Raw genomic sequence first — 21,732 nt, 5'->3', positions numbered from 1 at the left:
CGTTCCGGAGGAAACGCGGGAGAATTCTGAACAGCTGTTCAGGAGACTAATCGCAGCGTTGCTGCGCCGGCGTCGGCGCGCCGGTGGCGACGTACTTGCCGTCCCTGATCGTGTACTCGCCGCGCTCGCTGCGATTGTAGATCGCGCGCAGGCTGCTGCCGTCCTTCGCCAGCAGCAGCCCGAACTCACGGGCCTGGTGCAGCGAAGGGAAGTACACCATCACATTGAGCAGGCCCTCGGCGCTGACCCTGGCCGACACCACCTCGTTCTCGTCCCTGGCCTCGCCGAAATTGCGCCGGTACATCACCCGGCCGTCCTTCCGGATTTCGTAAGTCAGGAGCGCGCCCTTGTCGCGGTCGGGCCCGGTCGCGCAATCGACCGCCCACGAGCCGAGCAGGCCCCATTGCTCGACCGTCGCGGTCAGTGTCTCGGCACCTGCCGTGGAGGTGATCGCCGCCCACAGCATCGCAGCCGCGATCCAGCGGCTCAAACAACGCGTCATGTCCTGAAAGAACCCCGCCTCGAAGAATTCCAAAGTGTAGCATCCCGTCCGCTTCCGTCCATGGCTGCCCGCCGATCGCTCGCGAATTTGATCCGCGTCAATGAGGCCGGTCTTTTCCGGCGTAGGATGGCACTTCCCGAAGGCGAACCTGGATAGACCAATGCTGAATCAAGTCATGGATTTTGCGGGCGAAGTGCTGCCGGGGAGCTGCGCCGTGCCGCCTTATTCCGAGACCGCGTTTCTGACCGAGCTGGGCGATCGCTTGCGGTCCTCGCGCATGCGCTGCGACCTGTCGCGCCGCGAGCTGGCCCGCCGTTCCGGGATTTCCGAGCGCTATATCGCCCAGATCGAGGCCGGCAAGGGCAACGTCTCGATCGTCCTCTTGCTGAGGCTGGCCTCCGCGATCCACGGCAGCCAGCCACAGGCGGCCTGACGCTTCGGGGTGACCGCCATGGGGCAACTCGTACTCGCGGCCAAGGTCACCCACGTTCCATCGCTGATGCTGTCGGAGCAACCCGGCAGCCCGTTACGCGATGCGCGCGAGCCGGCGGTCAGGTCTTTGCGCGAGCTCGGCCGGCGGGCGAAGGAGCGCGGCGTGACCTGCTTTGTGGTGTTCGATACCCACTGGCTCTCCAATTTCGGCTACCACATCAATGCCAATGCGCGGCATTGCGGCTCGTTCACGAGCCACGAGGCGCCGCAGATGATCCAGGATCTGCGCTACGATTTGCCGGGCGACACGCGCCTGGCCGAAGCCATCGCTGATAGGGCCGGGGACGCCGGCCTGAACGTGATCGCCCATCAGGTGGCCAGCCTCGGGCTCGAATACGGCACCGTCGTGCCGATGCACTACCTGAACCGGGACGGCTTCGCGAAGGTCGTCTCGGTCGCCTCGCCGCTATTCACCTCCTTCGAGGAGAGCCGGATCCTCGGTGAAGCGACCCGCCGCGCGATCGATGAATCCGGTGAACGCGTCGCAATCATCGCCAGCGGTTCGCTCTCGCATCGGCTCTGGCCGAACAAGAAGCTGGGCCCCGAGGCCTGGACGTCGGTCGCCAGCGAGTTCAACCGTCAGGTCGATCTGCGCGTGCTCGAGCTGTGGCAGAGCCGCCGCTATCGCGAATTCCTCGACATGCTTCCGGATTACGCCACCAAGTGCAACGGCGAAGGCGGCATGGCCGACACCATCATGCTGTTCGCCGCGCTTGGCTGGTACGACTACCGCGGCGCCGCCGAGCAGCTCTGCGACTATTTTCCGTCCTCCGGGAGCGGCCAAGTCAACGTGGAGTTTCACGTCGAGGCGTGAGGCCGCGGCCTCAGGCCCGCTTCTCAACATTGGCACTCCGGGCCGGCACCCCGAATTCCTTGCGGCAGACCTCGGCCAGCACGGCGACGCCCTCGCGGATCTGCTGGTGCGTCGGACTCGCAAAACACAGCCTGAGGCGCGAGCTGGCATGGCTCTTGTTGGTCGACCATTCCGGCCCCGGATTGATCGAGACGCCGGCGGTGAGAGCGGCCTGATAGAGTTTCAGCGTATCGACCTGGTCGGGCAGCTTCACCCAGAGGAAGATGCCGCCCTTGGGCTCCTCGAACTCGGCGGCCGTCCCGAACTGCTCGTTCAGCGCCTCCATCAGCGTGTCGAGCTTGGTGCGCAGCGCCTTGGTCAGGGCCGGCACGTGGCTCGCGAAATGCGGCTTGCAATAGGCGGCGAGCACCATCTGCTCCAGCGCGCCGGAGCCGGCATCCGTCTTCAGCGCCAGCATCCGCGACATCACCTCCCAGGGCGCCACGATGAAGCCGACGCGCAGCGCCGGCGCGATCGACTTGGAGAACGAGCCGATATGAATCACGCCGCCGTTCGGGCTCATCGCATGAATCGCCGGCGGCCGCTGCCCCGACCAGACGAGATCGGCATAGCAATCGTCCTCGAAGATCGGCACGCCATACTCGGTCGCGAGCCGTACCAGCTCGGTGCGGCGGCTCTCGGGCATGATGCTGCCGGTCGGATTCTGCACCGTCGGAATGGTGTAGATGTATTTCGGCCGGATCCCGCGGCTCTTCAGGTCGGCCAGCGTCGCGGCCAGCACGTCCATGCGCATGCCGTCCTTGTCGAGGGGGACGCCGACCACATTGACGCCGAGCCGTGCCAGGCGGGTCAGCGAGCCCTGATAGCTGTCCTGCTCGAAGATCACGGTGTCGCCGCGGGTCAGCAGCGTCGCGTTGACGAGGTCGAGCGCCTGGAGCGAGCCGGACACGATCAGGAGATCGTCGACGGTGCAGTTGATGCCGGCATCGCGCTTGAGCTTGGTCACCAGGAATTCGCGCAAGGGCAGGTAGCCCTGCGGCCCATGCGCCAGCCCGTAAGTGGCGAGCGACCGGCCCTCTCGCCGCAGCACCGTGTTGGTCGCTTCGATCAACTCGTCGAGCGGCACCTGTTCGGAATCGTTATTGCCGCCCACAAAACTGTATTTGGCGAGGCCGGTCCAGCGCGCAGAAGGGGCCGGCAGCCCTGCCGGAAACAGGGGTGCGAAATCGAAGCTGGACGTCATGGGCGTTCCTCGTTTTGTTCTTGTTGAGCCAGCCGGCGTTGCGCCGGCCAGCCTTGTGTCTTGCCGGCCGTCCGGGTCGGACGGCCTTACTTCTTGCTAGCCGTCCGGGTCGGACGGACTCACTTCTTTGTGGCCGTCCTAGTCGGACGGCCCTGGCTGATGAAAGCGTAATGCGCATTGGCGACGCCGCCAACCATCAGGGCCTCGACCACGGGCTCGGCGATCTCGCCTGTCGCGGCCCAGTCGACGAGGAAATTGGCCCCGGTCCCGCCGCGCACGTCGTCGGTCGGAATGAAGATCGAGACGGTGGCCAGCGGCCTCACGGCCACCGGCGCCTTCAGATAACTCTCGACCTGCTTGCCTGCGGTGTCGAAATAAGCGATGCGTTTGATCACCAGCGGCTGGGTCTCGGAGGCGTTGTGAACACTCAAGGTCACCGAGAAGTCGACGCGCAGCTTGCCCTGGCTCATTGCGACGCTGGAATAGGCAGGCACGTAGAATCCACCGGAGATTGCGAGTTCCTCCTTCGGCAGCGCGGTGAGGGAATCGGCAAAGTTCTGTTCAATATTGACCTTGGATTGTGCGACGGCGGGCACGGCAAAGGCGAGGGGACATAGCAGCATTGCTGCGAACAGCCCTTTTCGCATGTGACGAATTGCTCGCTTGCCGCGCCGCAACCCGCCTCTAGGGTGCGGCAAAACGGACCAATTTGGCATGCATGAGCTCATTCGCGACATCACTCTCTGTATTCTGTTTGCCTGGATGCTGGGCCTGCTCGCCCATTTCTCCCGACAGCCGCTCATTCTGGCCTATCTTATCGCCGGCTTTTGCATAGGTCCATTCGGCGCGGGCTGGGTCCATTCGCAGGAATCGATCGGCGTCATCTCCGAGCTCGGCCTGATCTTCATGCTGTTCATGATCGGCCTGGAGATCGATCTGAAGAAGATCGTGCGGGCGGGAAAGGTGATCCTGTTCGCGGCGGGCGGCCAGCTCCTCGGCGGCTGCCTGCTCGGGGTCCTGTTCTTCGTCGGCATCGGCCTGTCACTCGGGGGCGGGCACTTCGATGCGGTCTATCTCTGCGTCGCCTGCGCGCTGTCGAGCACCGTCATCATCGTCAAGGTGCTCTACGAGAAACGCGAGCTCGACACGCTGCCAGGACGCATCACGCTCGGCGTGCTGGTGCTCCAGGACATCTTCGCCATCCTGTTTCTGGCGGTGCAGCCGAGCCTTGCCAATCTGCAGGCCAGCGTCATCCTGCTCTCGATCGGCCGTGTCGCGGTGCTGGTCGCCGCAGCTCTGCTGGTCAGCCGCTACGTGCTGCCGCGGCTGTTCCACCAGATCGCCCGGCGGCCCGAGCTGATCCTGCTCGGCGCGCTGGCCTGGTGCTTTCTCGTCGCCGAGACCGCCGAGCGGCTGTCGCTGTCGCGCGAGATGGGCGCCCTGATCGCCGGCGTCTCGCTCTCGACCTTTCCCTACGCGCTCGACGTCACCGCCAAGGTCACCACGCTGCGCGACTTCTTCATCACCCTGTTCTTCGTCGCACTCGGCATGACCATTCCCGTCCCCGGCCTCTCCGTGATCGGGCTGGCGCTGATGATCGCGGCTTTCACGGTGGTGAGCCGCCTCGTCACCACCTTCACGCCGCTCTATCTGATGAAGCAGGGCTTGCGCGCCAGCCTGTTGCCGGCGCTGAACCTCGCGCAGATCTCCGAGTTCTCGCTGGTGGTGATCCAGACCGGCGTCGCCGATCACCATATCGCAGCGCAGACGGCGAATGCCGCCTCCTTCGCCTTCGTGGTGCTCGCGGTGCTCTCGACCTTTGCGATGAGCCGCAGCGACGAGATCACCCGCTGGGCGATCGGCCCCCTGAAGCGGATCGGCCTGCGCGACCTCGATCACGGCAACGGCCATGCCGAGGAGGGGCACGAGGGCGGCCATGGCGAGGCCCGCCGTATCGTCATCCTCGGTTTTTTCCGTGCGGCGAGCGCGCTGCTGGCCGAGATCGAACGGCAGACGCCGGTGCTGCTCGAGCAGATCACCGTGGTCGATTTCAACCCCAATGTGTACCAGACGTTGCTGTCGCGCGGCCTGCACGTGATCTATGGCGACATCAGCAGCGCGGATACGCTGCTCCATGCCGGCGTCGGCAAGTCCGAGATGATCATCCTCAGCGTGCCGGATTCGCTGCTGAAGGGCGCCAGCAACGAGAAGCTGGTCCGCCACGTCCGCGCGCTCAATCCGACCGCCCTGATCGTGGCCACGGCCGATCTCCTGTCGGACGTGGACGAGCTCTATGCGGCCGGCGCAAGCTACGTCACCGTGACCCGGCTCAGCGACGCTCATGAGCTGTTCACGGTCATTGAGGCCGCGCAGGCCGGCCTTCTGGCCGACAAGCGCGCCGAGCTCGACCAGCGGCTCGGCGAACGCCGCGAAGTGCTGCCCTGACGGCGCTCGGCCGCCTTCCGCTCCGGCCGTCTGCGCCTATATCCCTGGTATCTTCGGTGCAAGGCTGGGGTGCAAGGCTGGCCTCCGATGGCCCGCTGCCCGGAATATGCGGTTGCGTCCAGGACACTAGCGCCCCGGCTCAAGTCCGGCTAAGCCTCCCGGCATAACCGATAGAGATTGGGACATGCCCGATAGCGTTCAGGAAGTCTTGCAGGCCTTTGCCCGGGGTGAGCTCGTGGTCGTCACCGACGACGAGGACCGTGAGGGTGAGGGCGATCTGATCGTCGCCGCCTCGCTCTGCACCGCCGAGAAGATGGCGTTCATCATCCGCCATACGTCAGGCATCGTCTGCGCGCCGGTGACGACCGAGGACGCGCGCCGCCTGCGGCTCGATCCGATGGTGGCCCACAACGATTCCGCGCACACCACCGCCTTCACGGTGTCGATCGACTACAAGCCTGATGGCGGCACCGGCATCTCCGCCGAGGAGCGCGCCTCCTGCTGCCGCGCGCTGTCCAATCCCAATGTCGGCGCCAACGATTTCGCCCGGCCCGGCCACATCTTCCCGCTGATCGCCAAGGATGGCGGCGTGCTGCTGCGCTCGGGCCATACCGAGGCCGCCGTCGATCTCTGCAAGCTCTCCGGCCTGCCGCCGGTCGGCGTCATCAGCGAATTGATGAACGACGACGGCAGCGTGATGAAGGGCGAGCAGGTCGCGCAGTTCGCGGCCAAGCACAAGCTCAAGCACGTCACCATCGCGGACATGATCGCCTACCGTCAGGCGCGCGAGAAGCTGATCGAGCGGGTCTCGACCTTCGTCACCGAAAGCCCGATCGGACCCTTGCAAGGCTATGCCTACCGTTCGCCGTTCGATTCCATCGCCCACGTCGCTTTCGTCTATAACGGCGTCGGTGACGGCAAGAACGTGCTGACGCGCTTTCACAAGCCGAACATCGTCAAGGACACTTTCACGGGCCACAAGCGCATGGCGACGGTGCTCGAGCACTTCAAGAAATCCGGCCGTGGCGTTCTGGTTTATCTGCGCGACGGCGCTGCCGGTGTCCCCGTCGCCCCGCTGCCCGACGAGAGCGCGACGGAGGCAGACCGCAACCGCCAGTGGCGCGAGGTCGGCGTCGGCGCGCAGATCTTGCGCGACCTCGGCGTCACCTCGATCCGGCATCTCACCTCCTCGGTGCACGACTACAAGGGCCTGTCGGGCTTCGGCATCGAGATCGTCGCCAACGAACAGCTCGAGAGCTGACGACGCCGTTGCTGGGTTCGCGCCGTTGCGCGACCCGGAATGACCGAACCAGGATGCAATTGCACTTGTTGCCGCGGCGCTTTAGTTTGTCGGGCAATTTCTGACGGAACCAGACGAAAGGACGTTTCATGAGCGTGCGCCCTCAGGCCAAGGACAAGCCGGCTGCGGCTTCTTTCCAATGGGACGATCCGTTCCTGCTCGACGAGCAACTCACCGAAGACGAGCGCATGGTGCGAGACACTGCCCGCGCCTATGCCCAGGACAAGCTGCTGCCGCGCGTCTCCAAGGCCTATCTCGAAGAGACGACCGATCGCGAGATCTTCAACGAAATGGGCGAGCTCGGCCTGATCGGCATTACGCTGCCGGAGGAATATGGCTGCGCCAATGCGAGCTACGTCGCCTATGGCCTCGTCGCGCGCGAGATCGAGCGGGTCGATTCCGGCTATCGTTCGATGAACTCGGTGCAGTCATCGCTGGTGATGTATCCGATCTACGCCTATGGCGACGAGAACCAGCGCAAGAAGTATCTGCCGAAGCTCGCCAGCGGCGAGTGGGTCGGCTGCTTCGGCCTGACCGAGCCTGATGCCGGCTCCGATCCGGCCGGCATGAAGACGCGCGCCGAGAAGGTCGCGGACGGCTACCGCCTCACGGGCAGCAAGATGTGGATCTCCAACGCGCCGATCGCTGACGTGTTCGTGGTGTGGGCCAAATCGGCCGCGCACGACAACCAGATCCGCGGCTTCGTGCTGGAGAAGGGCATGAAGGGCCTCTCCGCGCCGAAGATCGGCGGCAAGCTCTCGCTTCGCGCCTCCATCACCGGCGAGGTCGTGATGGACGGCGTCGTGGTTCCCGAAGACGCGCTGCTGCCCAACGTCTCCGGCCTCAAGGGGCCGTTCGGCTGCCTCAACCGAGCCCGCTACGGCATCTCCTGGGGCGCGCTCGGCGCGGCCGAGGACTGCATGCATCGCGCGCGCCAGTACACGCTCGACCGCAAGCAGTTCGGCAAGCCGCTCGCCGCGACCCAGCTCGTGCAGAAGAAGCTCGCCGACATGGAGACCGAGATCGCGCTCGGCCTGCAGGGCTCGCTTCGCGTCGGCCGCCTGATGGACGAGGGCAAGTTCGCGCCCGAGATGATCTCGATCATGAAGCGCAACAATTGCGGCAAGGCCCTCGACATCGCCCGTGTCGCGCGCGACATGCACGGCGGCAACGGCATCTCGATCGAGTACCATGTGATGCGCCACGTCCATAACCTCGAGACGGTCAACACCTACGAGGGCACCCACGACGTCCACGCCCTGATCCTCGGCCGCGCCATCACGGGCATTCAGGCGTTCTTCTGAGCTCGTAAGGTTAAGCGGCAGGAAACTCTTCGACGTCATGGCCGGGCAAAAGCGCGAAGCGCGTCTTCGCGCGAGACGACCCGGCCATCGACGTCTTAGGCCGCGCGAAGAACGTGGATGCCCGGCACAAGGCCGGGCATGACGAAGTCAGCAAGGTATGAGCAAGCCATGTCCGACAATGACGACGTCCCGTTCAACCGCAACTTTCCGCTCAAAGCCGGCATCGTCGAGGAAGTCCGACCCGGCGTGCGCCGCGTGCTCTGCAACAATCCGAGCCCGTTCACCTTCACCGGCACGGTCAGCTACATCGTCGGCAAGGGCAATGTCGCGATCATCGATCCCGGTCCGGACGATGCGGCCCATGCGGCTGCGCTGCTCGATGCCGTGCGCGGCGAGACGGTGAGCCATATCTTCGTCACCCACACCCATCGCGACCATTCACCGAACACCGCGCGGATCAAGCAGGCGACCGGCGCGCCGGTTTATGCCGAGGGCCCGCACCGGGCCTCGCGCCCGCGTTTCGAGAGCGAGAAGCACAATCCGGAATCCGGCGCCGACCGCGATTTTGCACCGGACGTCAAGGTCGCCCATGGCGATGTCGTCGAAGGCGACGGCTGGCGGCTCGAGGCCGTGGCGACGCCGGGGCACACCGCCAATCATCTGGCATTCGCCTGGCCGGAGCGAAAGTTCAACTTCGTCGGCGATCACGTGATGGGCTGGTCGACTTCGATCGTGGCGCCGCCCGACGGCTCGATGATCGACTACATGGACTCGCTCGACCGGCTCGCCGCACGCGAGGAGGATCTCTACTTCTCCGGCCATGGCCCCGAGATCCCCGACGGCCAGCGCTTCGTGCGCTTCCTGATCCGTCATCGCAAGGCGCGCGAGGCCTCGATCCTGCACCGCCTCGCCAAGGGCGAGACCGACATCCCGACCATGGTCCGCGCGATCTATATCGGCATCGATCCGAGGCTGACGACGGCCGCCGGCTATTCCGTGCTGGCGCACCTGGAAGATCTGGTCGCCCGCGGCGTGGTCGCGACCGAGGGCGATCCCGTGATTGGCGGGACGTATCGGATGGCTGGCGCGTAGCCTTCGCCGTCATTCCGGGGCTCGCGAAGCGAGAGCCCGGAATCCATTCATCGACAAACTCCGCCGCCCGATGGATTCCGGGTTCGTGCTTCGCACGCCCCGGATGACAGCCAGCTATTTCTTCACCGTCTTTGCCGGCGCCTTCGGCGGCGCCACCGGCGTCTTCTTCACCGGCTTGAGCGCGTCGGCATCGGCAGCGGTGTTGAGATCGTCGATGAATTTCTTGACGCGCGCGGCATTGCTGCCGAGATCGCTGTCGAAATTGCGCGAGGCAGAGCGGATGTCGACGCGGGAATCATCGCCGTCCGGCACGAACCTTATCGAAATGTCCTCGCGAAAACCCATGATCGGCGTGCGCGCCACCGCCTCGATACGGCCGATGCGGCGCGGCGGCTGCGGTGCACGCTCGTCGATGACGATCCATTTGCGCTTGTTGACGAGTTGCAGCGCGATCGCATAGGCGCGGTCGACGGAAATCTCGAGCTCGACGGGCTCGATATCAGGGTAGAAATGGCGCTGCTGCTCCGCGGAATAGAGCCCGGCATAGACCGCGGTGTTGGTGCCCTCGCCGGTGCGCAGGCGCGCCAGCGCGTCGAAACGCGGCGGATCGATCGGGTCGGTGGTGATGTCGTAGATCGCCGGCAGCTTGCGATATTGCAAGGCCAGATAGGCGGGATAGGCGAGGATCGCCCCGTCGATGAGCAAAGCGAGCAGGATGCGCGCCATGCCGCGCGAGCCGTTCTGCCAGATCGCGGCAAAGCCGGCGAGCCCGAACAGGATCGACAGGCCTGATATCGCGAGCCCGCCGAAGAAGGTCGCGAGCGCCGGTTTCGGCTCCAGGAAATCGAAGCGGACGATGATGATCGAGACCACCACCGCCACCACCGCGAACACGGCCAGATTGCGCGCCCAGCTCGCGAGGCTGGACACGGGCTCCGACTGATAGGGAGCGGAAAACCTGCGGGCCATCGAGTGAGCTCTGCCGGGGTTGGCGATGCCGGCCGATCTGGCGCGACGATGGGCCGTTGAGACCACGGCGCGGGGGCAAATTCAAGGGACTTACCCTCCCCTGGAGGGGGAGGGTCGATCGCGCGGAGCGCGAGCGGGGTGGGGTGACAGTGTCTCCATTTGAGGCGGTGACCGTGTGGAGAGATCACCCCACCCCGTCTCACATTGCGCTTCGCTTCATGTGAGCCGACCCACGGGCGAGCTCCGCTCGTCCCGGACCCTCCAGGGGAGGGTGGCCCCGAGCGCGCTTACGCCGCCGCGTTCGGGAAGCGATAATCCTTGAACTGGTCGCGCAGCGCCGTCTTCAGGATCTTGCCGGTGGCCGTGTGCGGAATACCTTCGACGAAGGCGACGTCGTCGGGCATCCACCATTTGGCGATCTTGCCGTCCATGTATTTGAGGATCTCCTCGCGGGTGGCCTGCTGACCCTGCTTGAGCTGCACGATCAGGAGCGGCCGCTCGTCCCATTTGGGGTGGAACACGCCGATCACGGCAGCTTCCGCCACGGCCGGATGACCGACCGCGAGGTTTTCGAGGTCGATCGAGGAGATCCACTCGCCGCCGGACTTGATCACGTCCTTGGAGCGGTCGGTGATCCGCATGTAGCCGTCCTCGTCGATGGTCGAGACGTCGCCGGTATCAAAGAAGCCGTCCTCGTCGAGGATGCTGCTTTCGACACGGTAATAGGCCTTGGCGACGGCAGGGCCGGAGACCTTGAGGCGGCCGAAGGTCTTGCCGTCCCAGGGCAGCTCCTTGCCGGCATCGTCGGTGATCTTCATCTCGACCGCGAAGGGCGCATAGCCCTGCATCTGCAGCACGTCGAGCCGCGCATCCCCCGTGGCGTTCTGGAACGGTGGCTTCAGCGCCGCGACGCTGCCGATCGGGCTCATCTCGGTCATGCCCCAGGCGTGACGCACGTTCGAGCCCATGTCGAGGAAGGCCTTGATCATCGAGCGCGGCATCGCCGAGCCGCCGCAGATCACCATCTTCAGGTCCGGCAGCTTGAGATTATTGGCGGTCATGTGCTGGAGCAGCATCAGCCACACGGTGGGCACGCCGGCGGTGTGCGTCACCTTCTCGGTCGAGAGCAGCTCGTAGACCGAGGCGCCGTCGAGCTTGGCGCCGGGCATGACCAGCTTGGTGCCCTGCGAGGGCGCGGAGAAGGCGATGCCCCAGCTATTGGCATGGAACAGCGGAACCACCGGCAGCATCGTCTCGGACGCACTGGTACCGAGCGCGTCGACATTGTTGGCCATCAGCGCATGCAGCACGTTGGAGCGATGCGAATACAGCACACCCTTCGGGTCACCGGTCGTGCCCGACGTGTAACACATCGCCGCTGCCGTGTTCTCGTCAAAGTCCTTCCATTTGAATTTGCCGTCGGCCTCCGCAATCCAGTCCTCGTAGGCGACCACATTCTTCAGCGTCGTCTGCGGCATGTGCGCCTTGTCGGTGAGCACGACGTAGCGTTCCACGCTCGTCAGCTTGTCGGCGATCTTCTCCAGGACCGGAACGAAGGTGATGTCGGTCATCACGATGCGGTCCTGCGCATGGTTGATGATCCAGGCGATCTGCTCGGGGAAAAGGCGGGGATTGACGGTATGGCAGATGGCGCCGATCCCCATGATGCCGTACCACACCTCGAGATGGCGCCAGGTGTTCCAGGCGATCGTTGCGACACGGTCGCCGAGCTTGATGCCGTCGCGCTCCAGCATCTGCGAGACCTTGAGCGCGCGCTTGTGGATCTCGGCGTAATTGGTGCGATGGATCGGTCCCTCGACCGAGCGAGTAACCACCTCCTGCTTGCCATGAATTTTGGCGGCGTGTTCGATGATCCGGTGGCAGAGCAGGGGCCAATCTTGCATCAAACCAAGCATTCCGACGTTCCTCCGAGAAGTCGCTGGGCGCGTTGTCGCTCTCAGCGTTGGGCCAAAGAATTGTCATGAGTTTTAGCCTGCCGGACTTTCGCCGCAAATGGTCTTGTCGCGGCTATATGTCCGCTGGCGCGGCAATGGTTACCGCTGTGCTCGGGCTGTCGCTCGTGCTCGCCGAGAGGGCAGAGGCGCGAAAATATACGTCCCCGCTGGATATCTTCGGTATCGCCGCACCACGGCCGCGCCCCGCGGTTCATTCCGCCAGGATCCCGCTGCCGCGACCGCGCCCCGAGGACGCGCCCAAGGCAGCGGACGAGGCCCCGCCGGAGGCGGACGGCAAGCCTTCGGCGGACAAACCCGGCGCCGACAAGCCCGCCGAGGCTGCGGCACCGGCCCAGAAGCCGGTCTCGGCCTGCCGTCTCGCGCTGACCGAGGAGATCGCGATCGCACCCTCGATTCCGGATATCCGCGGCCCCGGCGCCTGTGGCGGCGAGGATCTGGTGCGGCTGGAAGCCGTCGTCCTGCCGGACAAGCGCAAGGTGACGGTCAAGCCGGCGGCGATCCTTCGCTGCACCATGGCGTCGGCGATCGCCGATTGGCTGCGCAAGGACATGGCGCCGCTGGCCACCAGCCTCGGCTCGACCATTGGCGAACTCGACAATTTCGATTCGTTCGAGTGCCGCGGACGCAACCGCGTCGTCGGCGCGCTGCTGTCTGAGCACGGCAAGGCCAACGCCCTCGACGTCCGTGGCATCAAGCTGGCCAATGGGCAGTCGATCGGCCTCACCGACCGCACCATGTCGCGCGAGGTGCGCGAGCGCGTGCTGCACTCGGTCTGCGCGCGGTTTTCCACCGTGCTCGGCCCGGGCTCGGACTGGTACCATGAGGACCATATCCATCTGGATTTGGCGCAGCGGCGCAACGACTACCGGATCTGCCAGTGGAACGTCTGGGATCCCCTGCCGCAGGTCGCCCCGCTGCTGCCGGCGGAACGCCCCGAGGAGGCGCCACCGCGCGAGGTCGCGGCCAAGCCCGAGGCCAAGCCCGAGGTCAAGCCCGAGGCCAAGCCTGAAGAAAAGGAAGGAGCCGACGACGAGGCGGTCCAGAAGTCCGCGGCGCCTGCGAAAAAGCCGGCGGCCGACGGCAGCAAGTCCCAGCCTCGCAAGCCGGCAACAAAAAAGCGCCGGTGAAACCGGCGCTTTTGGATCTCAGAGATCAGCAGGCGATCAGTAGCTGCCCGCCTGGCCGGTCTGGCTGCCGCCGAGCGCCAGCCGCGAATTGTAGGGCGAATCGCCGTGCTTCGGCTCGAGCACCACGACGAGGGTGCCGAGCTTGACGCGATCATAGAGATCGATCGCGTCCTCGTTGGTCAGGCGGATGCAGCCCGACGAGATCGAGGCGCCGATATATTCCGGCTGGTTGGTGCCGTGGATGCGGAACAACGTGTCTTTCCCGCCGGAATAGAGGTAAATCGCGCGAGAGCCCATCGGATTGTCCGGGCCGGGTGCGACATAGGTCGGCACGCCCAGGCGCGAAATTTCGCCGGGGGTGGGGTGCCAGGCCGGCCACTCGGTCTTGCTGCCCACCTTGGCGATGCCCGACCAGGCCATGGCCTCTTCGCCAACGGTGATGCCGTAACGGATCGCCTTGCCGCCATCCAGCACGTAATAGAGGTAGTGATTGTCGGAATCGACCACGATCGAGCCGGGCGATTCCTTGCGGTGGTATTGGACGATGGCGCGGCGGAACGGCTCCGCAACCGGGGTGTTCTCGTACCGAACCTTGGCGAGCAGTTCCTTGTCCTTCGGCTTGAAGGCTTTGGTGTCGGTCGCCTCGAAATGCGTGGCCTGCATGCAGCCCGACAGCATCAGGCCGGCGGCCAGAATTCCCAACTTAACTTTCAGCGACGACATGATTTGGTTCCAATCAAAACAATACCGTGCGGAAGGCCTGAGCTTACCGCCCAAGTTCCTCGACTCCGTTAATCCCATTATCGTTGAAATCTGCCACAATTCCAGCACTGAAGGCCTTATCCCGCGCTGCGAGACCCAAGCTGTGGCTTTTCTGCCGCAAGTTTTGCGGCCCCGTGAAGATTTTTGGGCCAAAGGGGGCCGGACTGTCGATTCCGTGCCACAGTTGAGCCATGGCACCGCCACAAATGCCAACGCTCCGTTAATGTGGTTGTCATCGTGAACTTGTCAGAATCGCGCTAAGGGCTGTCATTCTGTCGCAGGTTCTCTGGAGTCGTGCATGTTTTCGGTGTTTGTTCCCTCAGAGTCCGTTCTGAAGAAGGTTGTCATCGAAGATCTTACCGCGTTGCCGGAAAGCGCGGTCTGGATCGATCTCGTCAACCCGAGCGCGGCCGAGGACAAGGCGGTGGAGCGGCTCGCCGGCATCGCCATCCCGACCCGGGAAGACATGCAGGAGATCGAGATCTCCAGCCGTCTCTATATCGAGAACGGCGCCCGCTACATGACCGCGACGCTGATGTGCCACTCCGATACCGACATGCCCCGGACCACGGCGGTGACCTTCATCCTCGGCGACCACCGCCTGGTGACGGTGCGCTACGACCTGCCGAAGCCGTTCGCCCTGGTCGAGGCCAAGCTCGCCCGCTCCTGCACGCCCTCCATTACCGGCGAGATGGTGCTGATGGAACTGCTGGACGCCGTGATCGACCGCTGCGCCGACATCCTGGAGCGCTGCGGCGCCGAGATCGACCAGGTCAGCCACGACATCTTCGAGCCCGAGAGCGAGCGCCACGGTCACGCCAAGCAGTATTCCCAGATCCTGATCTCGATCGGCCGCAAAGGCGATCTGACCTCGAAGGTTCGCGAGAGCCTGGTGTCGATCGGCCGCGTCGTCACCTTCCTTTCGGCGGTGGTGGAGGGCGTGAAATGGTCGAAGGACATGCGCGAGCAGCTCAAGACCATGCAGCGTGACGTTTCCTCGCTGACCGACCACGCCTCCTATCTCTCCAGCAAGATCACCTTCGTGCTCGATGCCATGCTCGGCGTCGTCAATCTCGAGCAGAACAACATCATCAAGCTGTTCTCGGTCATGGCCGTCGTGCTGATGCCGCCGACGCTGATCGCCTCGATCTACGGCATGAACTTCAAGATGATGCCGGAACTCGAATGGGCGCACGGCTATCCGATGGCGCTGGTGATGATGCTTGTCGCCGCGATTCTTCCGTACTGGCTCTTCAAGTGGAAGAAGTGGCTCTGATCTCGTCGCGCTCGGAAAATAGCTACCGAGACCTTACGCCGGTCGTACAGACACGGTGAATCGTGTCGCAGAATAGATCGGGATTGAGGCCGCGCCGTGATGTGTTCGCCGTGCCGCAATTCCTCCGGTAAAATTTGAGCGGTGGGCTGAACGTTTGCGCGAAACTTGTCTGCGATAAGCAGTGCGTAGCCGCGAGGAACAACCATGGTTGAAAAACACATAACGTCGCCCCGCAACGTCATCGACCTGGCGAACTATCGTCAGGTCCTGGCGAGCGGCAAGGCGTCGTCGATGTCGGCACGCATGTGCCGGCACTGTGGTGCTCCGCTGCTCGACGGTGAGAACGACGACGACTGCTCGACCGCATTCAGCACGGCCGCTCCGCGGCCGCGCGACAGGTCACGTCGGATTCGAATCGATTGAGGAACGGAAGGCGAGGGCGATCCAGGTCTTGCGGCGGCGTTGTCTGGATCGCCTTGCTTCCCTTTCTCTTCAGGGCAATCGGCTGTGACGTCCGATTGGCGGGTGCGCTGGAGAGCGACTGAACCGCCCATCCAGCCGAAAGCGGGACCTGTGTCGCGCTCTGTCAATCCTCGTCGCCGAAAATATTCCACTTTACCGAAATTCGGTTTCGGCGTATGTGTTGCCCATCCCGGCTCACCAAGAGGGGCGATCATGTGTCGTCACGCATCGCGAGCCGGGCTTGCGGTGGACGCGGCAGCGTCGGCACGAGAGGCGCGGGCAGGGCGGGGTGTCCCTGTGAGCCCGAGGCTTCGTGCGACGAGCGGCGCTGTCAGGCTTCGTCTCGTCTGTAAGTTTCCGGCTTTGTCGACAGGGCTCGGGAAAACTGCGGCGAAATGGCGGGCCGTGCGTACGGCAAAACCGTGTGGTCCTGGCCGTCGTTGCTACGGTCAAGTCCTGCGAAGGTGCGAGCGAGCCCAACCGGGCAGACTGCATCATCAATTCGCGGGGCGAGGGAGGCCAGAAGGAATGGTCGGCTCCCGGGAGATCACGGCATAAGCCGTCCAGCCACTGCGCAGGGAAGGCCGAGTGATTGGCCACACCTGTATGCTGCTGTGCGGTTCTTCTGCGTGTGCCTATTGCGCAGCAGACCGCGGGTGCGAGCTGGGCACCCGGCCTTCCCTGCGCCCTCTTGGATTTAGAGGGTAGCGAGACCAGGCAAAGCTCGGGCGAATTGCGCCGCGAGGCCGCGATGCCGTGTCTGCTACTTGAGCTGCGTGCCACAATCTCGATGTCGTAGGGTGGGCAAAGCGCAGCGTGCCCACCACTCTCCCGTATTGGTTAAATTCGTGGGCACGGCGCCATGCGCCTTTGCCCTACGGGCACCGCCGCTGGGATGTGCACTGGAGCATCGCAATGTGCGCCACACTCCGTTCTCGTGCCCCGGACGCAGCGCAGCGTCATCCCGGCGATGCGAAGCATCGTCCGGGTGGACGGTGCGCTGCAGAGTCGGGGCCCACCTCGCCGCGTGCCGAGCCGCCCCTGGATCCCGGCTCTGCGCAGCGTCACTGCGTGCCGCAACGCGTCCGGGACACGAGAGAGCGAGGTTGTCGCCCTTGTTGCGTCACTGCAATGACGCGAACGGACTACACGTGCTGGCCGCCGTTGATGTGGATCTCGGCGCCGTTGACGTAGGACGAGGTGTCCGTGCACAGCACGTAGATGATCTTGGCCACTTCGTCGGGCGTGCCGAGCCGGTGCATCGGGATCTGCTGCTCGACGATCTTCTCGGTGCCGGGCGACAGGATCGAGGTGTCGATCTCGCCCGGTGCGATGGCGTTGACGCGCACGCCGACGCGGCCGAAATCGGAGGCCATCTCGCGCGTCAGCGATGCGAGCGCGGCCTTCGACGTGGCGTAGGCGGCGCCCGCAAACGGGTGCACGCGCGAGCCCGCGATCGAGGTGACGTTCACGACCGAGCCCTTGGCCGCCTTCAATTCCTCGATCAGCCCGCGCGCCATCATGATCGGCGCGAAGAAGTTGACATGGAAGACGTGCGTCCAGGTGTCGAGATCGGTGTCGACCGAGCCGAGCCTGGAGCCGCCCGCGCCCTTCGGCGAGATCGCGGCATTGTTGACCAGCGCATGCAGCGTGCCGCCTTCGAGCCGGTTGCGGATGTCGGAAATCGCGCGCGTGGTATCCGCGGGGTTGGCGAGGTCGACCTGGATGTGGTCCTCGGGCCCCGCGTCCCACGGGCAGTCCTCCGGAAACGGATGCCGCGAGCAGGTGATGACGCGCCAGCCCGCCGAGGAGAAGCGGATCACGGTGGCATGGCCGATGCCGCGGCTGGCTCCGGTCAGGAGCAGTGTGCGGCGCGGCGCATTGGACGAATGCGGCATGGACATCTTTCAGGTCGGCCTAAAGCTTAGGGGTACATCCGCGTCTTGGACCACTTCTGGCCCGCCGCGTCACGGCGAAATTCGATGCGGTCGTGCAAGCGGAACGGGCGGTCGTGCCAGAACTCGATCCGCGAGGGCGTGATGCGCCAGCCGCTCCAGCCCGGCGGCCGCGGCACTTCGCCGATGACGTATCTGGCCGCGACTTTCGCGATGGCTTGTTCGAAGGCGAAGCGGCTTTCCAGCTCCTGCGACTGCTTGCTCGCCCAGGCGCCGATCTGGGCCTGCTTGGGTCGGGTGGCGAAATAGGCGTCGGCCTCGGCCTCGGTCACCGGCGTCACGTTGCCGCGGATGCGGACCTGACGGCGCAGCGACTTCCAGTGAAAAAGTAACGCTGCCTTAGGATTTGAGGCGAGTTCGCGGCCCTTCTGGCTGGCGATGTGGCTGTAGAAGACAAAACCCTCGGTATCGAAGCCTTTCATCAGCACCATGCGCACGTCAGGCAAGCCGTCGGGGTCGACGGTTGCGAGCGCCATGGCGTTCGGATCGTTCGGCTCGCTCTTGATCGCCTCGTTCAGCCAGGCCTCGAACAGCGCAAATGGCTCGTCGGCGGCGGTGAAATCACCGGATGTTAAGGGTGTCTGGTGTTTCATCGAGGTCGTGTCGGTCATGTCTGGAGTCCGAGTTGCGTCCCGCGGCCCAAAACGCGTTGTCGTCCGCTACCGCCCTATATAGGGCATGGGGACCCGTTGGCCTATCGGCGATCCGGCCGTCCGGCTTTGTCATGACGATCATTCTCATCGGGCTCGGTGCCGGAGGATGCAGCTTTTCCCGCAATGACAAGAGTGCCTACGCCAGGGCCGACGACAGCGACCTCACCGGTTCGATCGCGCGGCCGGCGAAGGACGCCCCGCCGACCGAGACCGATCTCGCCTTCGCCCGCAACGCCGCCTCCGACGTCCTTAGCAAGGGCGACAGGGATTCCAGCCAGCATTGGGAGAATCCGGAGACCGGCGCGCGCGGTTCGGTGACGCCGATCGCGCAGTCCTATGCCGCCGAGGACGGCCGCAAATGCCGCGATTTCCTGGCGAGCTACGTCAACGGGGCGACCGAAAGCTGGCTCCAGGGTGCCGGCTGCCAAAGCACCCGTGGCCGTTGGGAGATTCATACGCTAAAGCCGTGGCGGAGCTAGGATTCGGCGCGCGCCCCTAGTTGCAAAAATGCCACTCTCTCCCCACATGGATTGCAGGTGGGGCGGGGAGCCCTTTGAACAATTCGATTTCTTGAAGGAGACGTGACGGATGCGCGACCCCTATGAGGTCTTGGGGGTGCCGCGGAGCGCCAGCGCTGCCGCGATCAAGAGCGCCTATCGCAAGCTTGCCAAGAAGCATCATCCCGACAGCAACAAGGACGACCCCAAGGCCGCCGAACGCTTCTCCGAGATCAACTCGGCGAACGAGATCATCGGCGACGAGGACAAGCGCAAGCAGTTCGACCGCGGCGAGATCGACGCCGACGGCAAGCCGCGCTTCCAGGGTTTTCCGGGCGGTGGCGGGCCGCGCGGCCGCGCCGGCCCCGGCGGGTTCGAAAGCTATACGTTCCGCTCCGGCGGCGGTCCCGGCCAGGGCGGCGGCGCGTTCGAGGATATCCTCAACAGCATGTTCGGCGGCGGGATGCGCGGCGCCCGGCCTGGGGCCGGCGGCGCCGGGCAGTTCGAATTCGACACCGGCGGCGTCGGGCTCGATCTCGACGTGAATGTCGCCATGTCCGTCTCGCTGGAAGAGTCGGTCAAGGGCGGCGAGAAGCGCGTCCGGCTGCCGACAGGCAAGGAGCTCAACGTCAAGATTCCGGCCGGCGTCACTGAGGGCCAGCAGATCCGGCTCCGGGGACAGGGCGAGTCCGCGCAGGGCCATCCGCCTGGCGATCTCCTGATCACCATCAACATCGCGCCGCACGCCCACTTCAAGGTCGAGGGCGCCGACTTGCGGATCGATCTGCCGGTGACGCTCTACGAGGCGGTGCTCGGAGCCAAGGTCCGCGTGCCCACCCTCGGCAATGCCGTGGAGCTTTCGGTTCCGAAAAATACCTCCAGTGGCCGGACCTTCCGCCTCAAAGGTAAGGGATTGCCGAAATCTGGCGGAACCGGGGATCTCTTCGTCACCATCAGGATTATGCTACCGGACGGGAACGACGCCGAGCTTGAAGCATTGATGGAGAAGTGGCGGGACCAACACCCCTACAATCCACGTAGCGGGCTCGGCTAGGGCGCTAGCCGAGTCATCCCGACGATCGGAGCATTCTCTTCCCAAAAGGATGATGCTCAACATACGCCTGAAGCGCGGCTCGCGCTTCGACGCTGACGTTCGAGACGTGTCGGTTGCCCGGCGGGGCAGCCGATAAAAAGGTGCGGCCTCGAGAGGGGGACCAGCGCGGTACCAAAAACCCCAATCGAGGCCGCCCGCGTCGATCGGCGGATCGAACGCTGCTCATTTTCGCGTGATCATCCGGTGCGATAATGAGACGCGCCGATGTCTTCATTCCAAATTTTCAATGACGGAATCTAGGCACCGCCCTCGAGCGGCTGTCTAGGTGCCGTTTTTCTCGGCCTGATCATACACCGCCTGCGCCACTCGGGTCAGCCGGTCGCGATCACCGCCGCCGCTGACGACGTAGCCGACGCCGCGCTCGGCCCAGAACAACGCGCCGTCCTTGTCCGTTTTGGCGTAGCGCATTTGCGTCGCACCATTCTCGGTCTTGGCGGTGTAGATCGTGTAGCGCTCGCCCGAGGCGCCCTCATACATCAGGAACGAGGCCGGACCGTTCGGTCCCGGCAACAGCCGGCCGCCGACGAGCTTCAGCCCGCTCGCCTCCAGGTTCGGCGCGAACACGGTCCAGCCGCAGCGCCGGGTCAGCCAGGCCTGCAGGTGGTCGCGCTCATTGCCGCCGACCTCGACGGGGTGGCGGACCTCCACGACATAGAGGCGGTGGGCGTCGAGCGCGTCCGCCGTAAAGCTTCGGAAGGTGGAGGGGGCATTGGCGGCGCCATGCCCGACCCAGCCGGCGGCGCCGCCGGCGACGAAGGCGACCAGCACCGCCGCCGCGGCGCCATAGAGCCATTGCCGCGGGCGGCGTTCCAGCCGCTCGAGCTCCAGCCGGGCCGGCACCGGCTCCTGGGCGACGGCATCGTAGCGGGCGTGCAGCATCTCCGCCATTGCGCGCCAGGACTGCACGCGCTCGGCCTCTTCAGGATGGGCGGCGAGCCAGGCCTCGACGTCGGCGCGGCGCTCGGCCGGCAGCTCGCCGTCGACATAGGCGTGCAGTTCGTCCTCGGTCACTGGGATATTGCGGTCGTTCATATCAATCGTCTCTGGCTCTGTGGCCTTAAATGTCGTTCAAAGCTCGACGTCGCGTAGCTCATCTTCATGCTGCTGGCGGATGACACGCGATGCATCAACCCTGCCATCATTTCACCCGCCTGAGCGTCGGTCGCTCGCCCTCCAGCGAGGCCTTGACGTGGGCGCGGGCGCGGGCGAGGCGCGACATCACGGTGCCGATCGGCACGCCCTGGATGTCGGCGACCTCGCGGTAGCTCATGCCTTCCAGCATGACCAGGAGCAACACCGAGCGTTGCTCCTCGACGAGCGTGGCCAGTGCTCTCTCGATGTCGCGCCCTTCGGCTTCGGTGCCGCTGGCATCCGGGTTGTTCTCCGTCAGCTGCATGAACTGCGGCCGCCTCGCCAGCGAGCGCCGCCGGTTCTTGTTGAGGTTGGTCAGGATCGTGTAGAGCCAGCTCCTGACGTCGCCTCCGAGAAACAATCGCTCCGAACGCAGTGCTCGCACCAGCGTGTCCTGCACCAGATCGTCGGCCGCGTCCGCGTCGCGCGTGAGCGCGCGGGCGTAGCGGCGCAACGCCGGGATCATGGCTTCCACACTCTGGCGAAACGCACTCATTGCGGTCTTGACGTCCTGGTATCAGGCGCGAGCGCCTATAGCGATCATAACACCCGAACGGAACGGCTATTCCGGCGCTCGAAACAGCGTTAACGCGGCGTATTAGGGCTGTACCGCAGGGG

Annotated in this window: 21 protein-coding genes; 11 read left to right on the top strand and 10 right to left on the bottom strand. The window is 64.8% G+C overall.

Going from position 1 to position 21,732, the window contains the following annotated elements; all coding sequences use genetic code 11:
- Positions 1-46: 46 nt before the first annotated feature.
- Positions 47-502: a hypothetical protein gene (locus GDN70_RS29195; RefSeq protein WP_028144030.1), complete on the bottom strand. Its 456-nt coding sequence runs from the start codon at positions 500-502 to the stop codon at positions 47-49.
- Between the two features lie 160 nt (positions 503-662).
- Between GDN70_RS29195 and GDN70_RS29190 the strand changes: the two genes are divergently transcribed.
- On the top strand, positions 663-935 hold the full coding sequence (locus GDN70_RS29190) for a helix-turn-helix domain-containing protein (protein ID WP_026202606.1): 273 nt from the start codon (positions 663-665) through the stop codon (positions 933-935).
- Positions 936-953: 18 nt separating this feature from the next.
- On the top strand, positions 954-1,808 hold the full coding sequence (gene hpaD / locus GDN70_RS29185; protein WP_152103353.1) for a 3,4-dihydroxyphenylacetate 2,3-dioxygenase: 855 nt from the start codon (positions 954-956) through the stop codon (positions 1,806-1,808).
- A 10-nt stretch (positions 1,809-1,818) separates the two neighbouring features.
- On the opposite strand, the gene GDN70_RS29180 is transcribed toward hpaD, so the two are convergent.
- Together GDN70_RS29180 and GDN70_RS29175 are read right to left on the bottom strand one after the other, a co-directional pair.
- Positions 1,819-3,051, bottom strand: a complete 1,233-nt coding sequence (locus GDN70_RS29180; RefSeq protein WP_028144028.1) for a PLP-dependent aminotransferase family protein — start codon at positions 3,049-3,051, stop codon at positions 1,819-1,821.
- Positions 3,052-3,170: 119 nt separating this feature from the next.
- Positions 3,171-3,698 carry a DUF3124 domain-containing protein gene (locus GDN70_RS29175; RefSeq protein ID WP_028144027.1) on the bottom strand — a complete coding sequence of 176 codons (528 nt, stop codon included), beginning with the start codon at positions 3,696-3,698 and terminating at the stop codon, positions 3,171-3,173.
- Positions 3,699-3,765: 67 nt separating this feature from the next.
- Here GDN70_RS29175 and GDN70_RS29170 point away from each other — a divergent pair, with 67 nt between their 5' ends.
- From GDN70_RS29170 to GDN70_RS29155, 4 genes are all read left to right on the top strand, one after another.
- Complete coding sequence (locus GDN70_RS29170; RefSeq protein ID WP_028144026.1) at positions 3,766-5,496, top strand: cation:proton antiporter; 1,731 nt, start codon at positions 3,766-3,768, stop codon at positions 5,494-5,496.
- Between the two features lie 184 nt (positions 5,497-5,680).
- Positions 5,681-6,757, top strand: a complete 1,077-nt coding sequence (ribB, locus tag GDN70_RS29165) for a 3,4-dihydroxy-2-butanone-4-phosphate synthase (protein ID WP_028144025.1) — start codon at positions 5,681-5,683, stop codon at positions 6,755-6,757.
- Between the two features lie 128 nt (positions 6,758-6,885).
- Positions 6,886-8,100: an acyl-CoA dehydrogenase gene (locus GDN70_RS29160; RefSeq protein ID WP_028144024.1), complete on the top strand. Its 1,215-nt coding sequence runs from the start codon at positions 6,886-6,888 to the stop codon at positions 8,098-8,100.
- 168 nt (positions 8,101-8,268) lie between these two features.
- Positions 8,269-9,192 carry an MBL fold metallo-hydrolase gene (locus GDN70_RS29155; protein ID WP_028144023.1) on the top strand — a complete coding sequence of 308 codons (924 nt, stop codon included), beginning with the start codon at positions 8,269-8,271 and terminating at the stop codon, positions 9,190-9,192.
- A 114-nt stretch (positions 9,193-9,306) separates the two neighbouring features.
- On the opposite strand, the gene GDN70_RS29150 is transcribed toward GDN70_RS29155, so the two are convergent.
- Together GDN70_RS29150 and GDN70_RS29145 are read right to left on the bottom strand one after the other, a co-directional pair.
- Positions 9,307-10,161 (bottom strand): DUF1499 domain-containing protein, encoded by an 855-nt coding sequence (locus GDN70_RS29150; protein ID WP_028144022.1) that lies wholly within the window; start codon positions 10,159-10,161, stop codon positions 9,307-9,309.
- 287 nt (positions 10,162-10,448) lie between these two features.
- Positions 10,449-12,077, bottom strand: coding sequence for a fatty-acid--CoA ligase (locus GDN70_RS29145; protein ID WP_038950567.1), 1,629 nt, complete (start codon positions 12,075-12,077; stop codon positions 10,449-10,451).
- A 65-nt stretch (positions 12,078-12,142) separates the two neighbouring features.
- On the opposite strand from GDN70_RS29145, the gene GDN70_RS29140 reads away from it, so the two are divergent.
- The gene (locus tag GDN70_RS29140; RefSeq protein ID WP_152103352.1) at positions 12,143-13,264 is read left to right on the top strand and encodes an extensin family protein; all 1,122 of its coding nucleotides are present in this window, start codon (positions 12,143-12,145) and stop codon (positions 13,262-13,264) included.
- 36 nt (positions 13,265-13,300) lie between these two features.
- On the opposite strand, the gene GDN70_RS29135 is transcribed toward GDN70_RS29140, so the two are convergent.
- Positions 13,301-13,987 carry a L,D-transpeptidase gene (locus GDN70_RS29135; RefSeq protein WP_018321707.1) on the bottom strand — a complete coding sequence of 229 codons (687 nt, stop codon included), beginning with the start codon at positions 13,985-13,987 and terminating at the stop codon, positions 13,301-13,303.
- A 337-nt stretch (positions 13,988-14,324) separates the two neighbouring features.
- Between GDN70_RS29135 and GDN70_RS29130 the strand changes: the two genes are divergently transcribed.
- Both GDN70_RS29130 and GDN70_RS29125 read left to right on the top strand, forming a co-directional pair.
- Positions 14,325-15,302: a magnesium transporter CorA family protein gene (locus GDN70_RS29130; RefSeq protein ID WP_028144018.1), complete on the top strand. Its 978-nt coding sequence runs from the start codon at positions 14,325-14,327 to the stop codon at positions 15,300-15,302.
- Positions 15,303-15,506: 204 nt separating this feature from the next.
- Positions 15,507-15,725 carry a hypothetical protein gene (locus GDN70_RS29125; RefSeq protein ID WP_038972668.1) on the top strand — a complete coding sequence of 73 codons (219 nt, stop codon included), beginning with the start codon at positions 15,507-15,509 and terminating at the stop codon, positions 15,723-15,725.
- Between the two features lie 1,184 nt (positions 15,726-16,909).
- Here GDN70_RS29125 and GDN70_RS29115 read toward each other — a convergent pair.
- Together GDN70_RS29115 and pdxH are read right to left on the bottom strand one after the other, a co-directional pair.
- On the bottom strand, positions 16,910-17,662 hold the full coding sequence (locus GDN70_RS29115) for an SDR family NAD(P)-dependent oxidoreductase (protein WP_038950565.1): 753 nt from the start codon (positions 17,660-17,662) through the stop codon (positions 16,910-16,912).
- A 26-nt stretch (positions 17,663-17,688) separates the two neighbouring features.
- The gene (gene pdxH / locus GDN70_RS29110) at positions 17,689-18,330 is read right to left on the bottom strand and encodes a pyridoxamine 5'-phosphate oxidase (protein WP_038950564.1); all 642 of its coding nucleotides are present in this window, start codon (positions 18,328-18,330) and stop codon (positions 17,689-17,691) included.
- 113 nt (positions 18,331-18,443) lie between these two features.
- Here pdxH and GDN70_RS29105 point away from each other — a divergent pair, with 113 nt between their 5' ends.
- Entirely contained in the window at positions 18,444-18,851 is a 408-nt protein-coding gene (locus GDN70_RS29105; RefSeq protein WP_028144183.1) for an RT0821/Lpp0805 family surface protein, read from the top strand.
- A 109-nt stretch (positions 18,852-18,960) separates the two neighbouring features.
- Entirely contained in the window at positions 18,961-19,923 is a 963-nt protein-coding gene (locus GDN70_RS29100; protein ID WP_028144184.1) for a DnaJ C-terminal domain-containing protein, read from the top strand.
- 321 nt (positions 19,924-20,244) lie between these two features.
- On the opposite strand, the gene GDN70_RS29095 is transcribed toward GDN70_RS29100, so the two are convergent.
- Complete coding sequence (locus GDN70_RS29095; RefSeq protein WP_028144185.1) at positions 20,245-21,015, bottom strand: anti-sigma factor; 771 nt, start codon at positions 21,013-21,015, stop codon at positions 20,245-20,247.
- Between the two features lie 106 nt (positions 21,016-21,121).
- Positions 21,122-21,610, bottom strand: a complete 489-nt coding sequence (locus tag GDN70_RS29090) for an RNA polymerase sigma factor (protein WP_028144186.1) — start codon at positions 21,608-21,610, stop codon at positions 21,122-21,124.
- Positions 21,611-21,732 lie beyond the last annotated feature (122 nt).

Source organism: Bradyrhizobium sp. TM102 (assembly GCF_009176685.1).
In the GTDB taxonomy this organism is placed as follows: domain Bacteria; phylum Pseudomonadota; class Alphaproteobacteria; order Rhizobiales; family Xanthobacteraceae; genus Bradyrhizobium; species Bradyrhizobium ottawaense.
The sequence above is the reverse complement of the archived record's forward strand: the minus strand, read 5'-3'. Positions and strand labels throughout refer to the sequence as shown.